Origin of the sequence: Kitasatospora sp. NPDC059648, assembly GCF_042734825.1 — a bacterium.
Taxonomy (GTDB): Bacteria; Actinomycetota; Actinomycetes; order Streptomycetales; family Streptomycetaceae; genus Kitasatospora.
The window spans coordinates 1-4,587 of the sequence record NZ_JBHWDU010000185.1 but is presented as its reverse complement, the minus strand read 5'-3'; the positions used below and the strand labels follow the sequence as shown (position 1 = coordinate 4,587).

7 protein-coding genes are annotated in these 4,587 nt (G+C 68.6%); 2 read left to right on the top strand and 5 right to left on the bottom strand.

The annotated features are described in order from the left end of the window. Window positions 1-92 precede the first annotated feature (92 nt). Window positions 93-365, bottom strand: a complete 273-nt coding sequence (locus tag ACFV1W_RS40100; RefSeq protein WP_380422461.1) for a DUF397 domain-containing protein — start codon at window positions 363-365, stop codon at window positions 93-95. After that, the gene (locus ACFV1W_RS40095; protein ID WP_355205195.1) at window positions 355-1,224 is read right to left on the bottom strand and encodes a helix-turn-helix transcriptional regulator; all 870 of its coding nucleotides are present in this window, start codon (window positions 1,222-1,224) and stop codon (window positions 355-357) included. The genes ACFV1W_RS40100 and ACFV1W_RS40095 overlap by 11 nt, the downstream gene beginning before the upstream one ends. Window positions 1,225-1,470: 246 nt before the next feature. Between ACFV1W_RS40095 and ACFV1W_RS40090 the strand changes: the two genes are divergently transcribed. Next, window positions 1,471-1,863: an ATP-binding protein gene (locus ACFV1W_RS40090; protein ID WP_380422459.1), complete on the top strand. Its 393-nt coding sequence runs from the start codon at window positions 1,471-1,473 to the stop codon at window positions 1,861-1,863. Window positions 1,864-2,399: 536 nt separating this feature from the next. Then, complete coding sequence (locus tag ACFV1W_RS40085; protein WP_380422457.1) at window positions 2,400-2,804, top strand: hypothetical protein; 405 nt, start codon at window positions 2,400-2,402, stop codon at window positions 2,802-2,804. A 2-nt stretch (window positions 2,805-2,806) separates the two neighbouring features. On the opposite strand, the gene ACFV1W_RS40080 is transcribed toward ACFV1W_RS40085, so the two are convergent. From ACFV1W_RS40080 to ACFV1W_RS40070, 3 genes are all read right to left on the bottom strand, one after another. After that, window positions 2,807-3,238 (bottom strand): hypothetical protein, encoded by a 432-nt coding sequence (locus ACFV1W_RS40080; RefSeq protein ID WP_380422456.1) that lies wholly within the window; start codon window positions 3,236-3,238, stop codon window positions 2,807-2,809. Between the two features lie 143 nt (window positions 3,239-3,381). After that, window positions 3,382-3,786 (bottom strand): AFG1/ZapE family ATPase, encoded by a 405-nt coding sequence (gene zapE, locus ACFV1W_RS40075; protein WP_380422454.1) that lies wholly within the window; start codon window positions 3,784-3,786, stop codon window positions 3,382-3,384. Between the two features lie 180 nt (window positions 3,787-3,966). Beyond that, entirely contained in the window at window positions 3,967-4,401 is a 435-nt protein-coding gene (locus ACFV1W_RS40070; protein ID WP_380422452.1) for an SRPBCC family protein, read from the bottom strand. Between the last annotated feature and the right edge of the window lie 186 nt (window positions 4,402-4,587).

The following is a 4,587-nucleotide window of genomic DNA, read 5'->3' as shown; positions in this document are numbered from 1 at the left end:
CCCCTTTAAAAACACTCTTCCCTGCGCCGGCTGCTTCTTTTTTTAAACCCCCCCGCCCCCGGGGGGGGGGGGGGGGCCGCCCGTGGCTTGCGTCAGGGGGCGGTCGGGAAGTCGCCGGCCCGGATGCCGGCGACGAAGGCCCGCCAGGCCGCAGGGGAGAAGCCGAGGGCCGGGCCGTGGGGGTCCTTGCTGTCGCGGACCGGGATGAGACCGGTGATGCCGTCGGCTACTTCGACGCAGTTGTCATTCGGATTGCTGGCGCTGGACTTGCGCCTGGCGATCGGGAGTGTCGAGGCGACCTCGATGCAGTTGCCGCCTTCGCCGCCGCTGTAGCTGCTCTTGCGCCATGTCAGGTCAGCTGTCATTTCGATATCTCTCCTTCAGTAGCTGATTCATCCACGCAGCGGAATCCTGGGGAGTCATCGCGGTCTTGGCCAGTTGCTCGAAGACGAACTCGTGGCGCGCGATGTCGGATTCCCGCTCCAAGTAGAGGCTGCTGGTCAGTGCTTCGACATAAACGATCTGACCCGGCACGTCCGCGAAGGAGAGAAGGTGGAACGGCATGCTCATCGCTGCGTGAGCACCGGCGCTGAGTGGCAGTACCTGGATGGAGATGCTGGGCTCTGCTGCGAGCTTCAACAGATGCAGGATCTGCTCGTGCATGACGCCGGGGCTTCCGACCGGGCGGATCAACGCGGCCTCGTTGAGAACCGCGTGGATCTCGGGTGGGTTCGGTCGGCGGAGAATCTCCTGTCGCTGCATCCTGAGCCGCGACCGTCGACCGATCGTGCCCTCTATGTCGCCGTCCTGTCCGGCGAGGGAGGCACGGAAGATTGCACGAGAGTAGTCGGGCGTCTGAAACAGCCCGGGAATCAACTCTGTCTCGTGTGACCGGATTCGTGCAGCGTCAGCCTCCAGACCGACGTAGGTCTGGAACCAATCCGGCAGTGTGTCGCCGTAGTCGTGCCACCAGCCGCGTTGCGTACTGCGGCGGGTCAGAGAGATGAACTGGCGCAGTTCGGCCTCGTCGCTGACGCCGTACAGTTCGAGCATCGCGCGAACGTCGGATTCCTTCAGCGTCGTCTGACCGGACTCGATCCGCGACACCTTTGTCGCGCTGAACCCGAGCTCGTCCGCAACGGCCTTGGCCTGAAGCCCAGCCCGATCGCGCAATCGTCGCAGCTCGGAGCCAAGCCTACGGCGCAGCACGGTTGGACTGTCCATGCTCGTCGCTCCCTCTTGGTTGACGTCGAGTCACAGTCTGCCACCTCCCCAATTGATCACAAGAGTCTTGCGGCTCTGCGCAATTGCGCGACGATGCGCTTGCGCAACGAAGCTATCGCAGCACATGCTACAGCGAGTAGCCCTTCGAGTTTCCTGAGTGATCGGAGCGGATCTACTGCCGGGCATTTCCTTGCCTTCGCCCGGTCGTCGCATGGCTTCAACCCTTCTCTGGAAAGTGACTTCGCCATGTCTCGAAACTCCTCCGCCATCTGGCTCCCGCGCAGCCGCCGCTCGCCCGCGATCGCCCGCCATCGGCTCTCCGTCCTCCTCTCCTCCACCCCGAACGGGGACCGCTTCCTCGACTCCGGGCTCGTCGTCACCACCGAGTTCGTCACCAACGCCGTCCTGCACGGCACCCCGATCGGCCACCTCATCTACTTCGCACTCGACGTCGACCCCACCCGCCTCCGTATCGAGGTCCACGACGCCCGGGGTGACCGCCGCCCCGCCCTCTCCTCGCCCGGTCTCGACGGCGAGACCGGGCGAGGGCTCCACCTCGTCGACTCCCTCACCAAGCGCTGGGGCTGCTCCCCGCGCCGACCCGTGGGCAAGATCGTCTGGGGCGAGGTGGCCGCGTGAGGGCCGACCACGAGATCCGCGTCGAAGTCCCCGGGGTGAGGCCCCCGTCGGTCCGCACCCTCAGCCCCGACGGCCTTGTATCCCTCTGGAACTCGATCTGCTTCCGCCCGATGTCCCCGCTCCAGCGCGAGATCCTGGAGCGCGCCCTCACCGGCCCCTGTGCCGAACGCAGCGTCATTCGCCACCTCGCCGTGAACCCGTACCTCGCCCTCCCCTTCGGTGACTGGGAGTTGCGTATCAGCTGGGCGAACACCGGTGAAGGGGGCCGGCGTGACCTACCGCTTCCGCGACTGGTGGTTCCGGCACTGTTCCCGCGCGCCGGTCGGCCGCCTCCTGCGTGCCGAACGGCAGTGCCTGGAAACGGAGTTGGCGCGTCGGCCGCCTGACGCCTCCGCTGCGGTCCGCCAACGTGTGCTCGCCGCCGTCCGCGAGTCCGAATCCACCTGATCGCACCGCCCCCGCGTGCTGCATTTGAACGCGTTCAAAGGAGGTGGCGGGTGGCCGCGGTTCCCGCAAGTGCGCGGTGGTTGGCCGGTATGGCGTGTGCGGTGTTCGGGGTGCCGCTGGTGCTCATCGCCGGGGCGTACGGGGTCAGTTTGCGGCTCGTTCTTCTGTCCGCGGTCGGGCTGCTGACCGCCGTCGTCTGTACGGTGCCGGTCTGCTGCCGTCGCGAGGACCGCTTCCGGGTCGCCTGTGCGGCGGCGGGTTTCACCGTCGCCGCCGTATGGGTGCCGCTACTGATCACCGGATTCCTTGCGGTGCTGCCCTTGGACGGCTGGTTCTGGTACCTCGCCTACCTCTTCATGCCGGTCGCGGCGGTCGCCACCCTGATCGCCGCGTTCCAACAGGCCCGGGGGCCTGAGTGCGGCCGGACGGCGGTCGCTCTCGGATGGCTGGCCGCAGCTGCCTCGGTGGCGGGCTGGTTCCCGCTGGTTGTCTGAGGTCAGGGGCGCCCGGCCGGTAGTGCGATCAGTAGTCTCTGCCCGTGATTGATCACGGCATCGCCCTCCCGAACTTCCGGCTCCATGTCGTCCCGGCGGTCGTGGCCCTGGCCAGCCCGACCTGGCAGCGGGAAGTATGGCTCGACCGGGACGAGTTCGAGGATCTCGACTACACCGTGCACGTGCTCTTCGACGACTTCTGCGATGCGCACGAGCCCGCGCGCTTCCTGGGCGGGAGCCTTCGCACCGAGGAGGAGGTCGAGCTGATGGCGCGCCTCGGCGCCGCCTACAGCGCGGTGCAGGACGCGGTCGGTGGCTGTTCCCCCGACGAGGTCTTCCTGGACGACCCGGGCTGGCCCGTGGTGGTCAACGCCGCGGCCCGGCTGGCTCAGGTGATGCTGAACAATGACCACCTCGCCCTGGTGCGGATGCATGAGGCCGGCGTCCGCCGCTCAGTGGGCGGCCGCCTCCCGGGCCGGCCGGCGGAGGAGGGCGAGGCGGCTGGCGGTGCGGTCGACGTCGCGCATGAGGGTCGAGTCGGTGGGGAGGACGGCGAGGGGGTCGGCGCCGATGAGGATCAGGCGGATGTCGCGGTCGCAGCAGACGTCGACCAGGTTGGCGTGCGGCGGCCGTCGGGGGACGCGTCGGTGAGCGGTGGGACGGCGTCCAGGACGACGGTGGGGAAGCGGTCGGCGGCTGCTAGGTAGTCCGTGACGGAGGTGCGGCCCTCGCACAACTCCTGGAAGCCGAACCACACGTGGTCGTCGCGGACGGCCCGGGCCGGCAGCTCACGGTGGTGGGCGACGACCTCACCCGCTTCCGACGGCCGGGGCGGGGTGTAGAGGTGTCGCGGCGTGCGGCGCAGCCGCCAGGCCGGGTGGGCCAGTTCGCCGGCCAGTCGGCTGAGTCGCTCGACCGGGAGTTCCTGGGCGGGGGCGAGTGTGAATTCCGTGCTGTTCGGCGGCCCGGTGGAAGTGTCCACGCATCGCTTCGTACTGCTTCTGGGCCCTTTCCGTCACGGGTTCGGACCCTGGCAGGGCATCGGACCTTCGAGATCAGCAGGTGTTCGTCGACGGCGATGGGAACGCCGAGCGGGTCCGGCGGGGCGAGCACCCGCCGGACCCGCTCGGCCCGCTCAGCTCGCCGACCCGCCCCCGCCCGCTCAGCTCGCGAAGCGCTCGCGCAGGCCGGCGAGGCCGGTGGTGAAGACGCCGTGGACGCGTTCGGTGGAGTCCTTGCGGTGTTCGGCCTCGATGTCGTACCTGACGCTCCACTCCACGAAGCTGGCGGCCAGTTCGGTCACCGGGGTGACCCGCAGGGTGGCGCGGTAGCCGTCGAAGTGGAAGGTGCCGTCGGGGAAGCTGTAGGTGTAGCTGCGGGCCTCGGCGTCGTAGGCGAGCAGCGTCTCGTGCAGGACGACGCCGTCGGGCAGCTCGAAGACCCGGACGGAGCCGATCGCGTGGCCCTCGGGCCCGTTGCCGAGTCGGCTGGGCGGCAGGTGGGGGTGCCAGTCGCCGAGGGCGTGGAAGTCCCCGACCAGCTCCCACACCCGCTCCGCGGGAGCCTCCACCACTGTGCTGACTGTCAGGACCGCCATGGTCGTTGCCGCCTTCCGTCCGTCGGCCAAAGCCACTCATTCTGATGTGACATCAGTTCACCACGCCAGGGGACAGGCCGGTCGGGGCGGCCCGTAGGATCGGGGGCATGTTGCGTCCTGAAAGCTGGTCCAGGCTTACGGGTGGGAGTCCCGTCCGGGTAGACACCGGAGTGCCCGGTAGCAGGT

Bases quoted from the DNA above. Each gene is read 5' to 3' on its own strand.
- ACFV1W_RS40100 (WP_380422461.1), bottom strand. From the start codon at position 365: ATGACAGCTGACCTGACATGGCGCAAGAGCAGCTACAGCGGCGGCGAA.
- ACFV1W_RS40095 (WP_355205195.1), bottom strand. From the start codon at position 1,224: ATGGACAGTCCAACCGTGCTGCGCCGTAGGCTTGGCTCCGAGCTGCGA.
- ACFV1W_RS40090 (WP_380422459.1), top strand. From the start codon at position 1,471: ATGTCTCGAAACTCCTCCGCCATCTGGCTCCCGCGCAGCCGCCGCTCG.
- ACFV1W_RS40085 (WP_380422457.1), top strand. From the start codon at position 2,400: ATGGCGTGTGCGGTGTTCGGGGTGCCGCTGGTGCTCATCGCCGGGGCG.
- ACFV1W_RS40080 (WP_380422456.1), bottom strand. From the start codon at position 3,238: ATGCATCCGCACCAGGGCGAGGTGGTCATTGTTCAGCATCACCTGAGC.
- ACFV1W_RS40070 (WP_380422452.1), bottom strand. From the start codon at position 4,401: ATGGCGGTCCTGACAGTCAGCACAGTGGTGGAGGCTCCCGCGGAGCGG.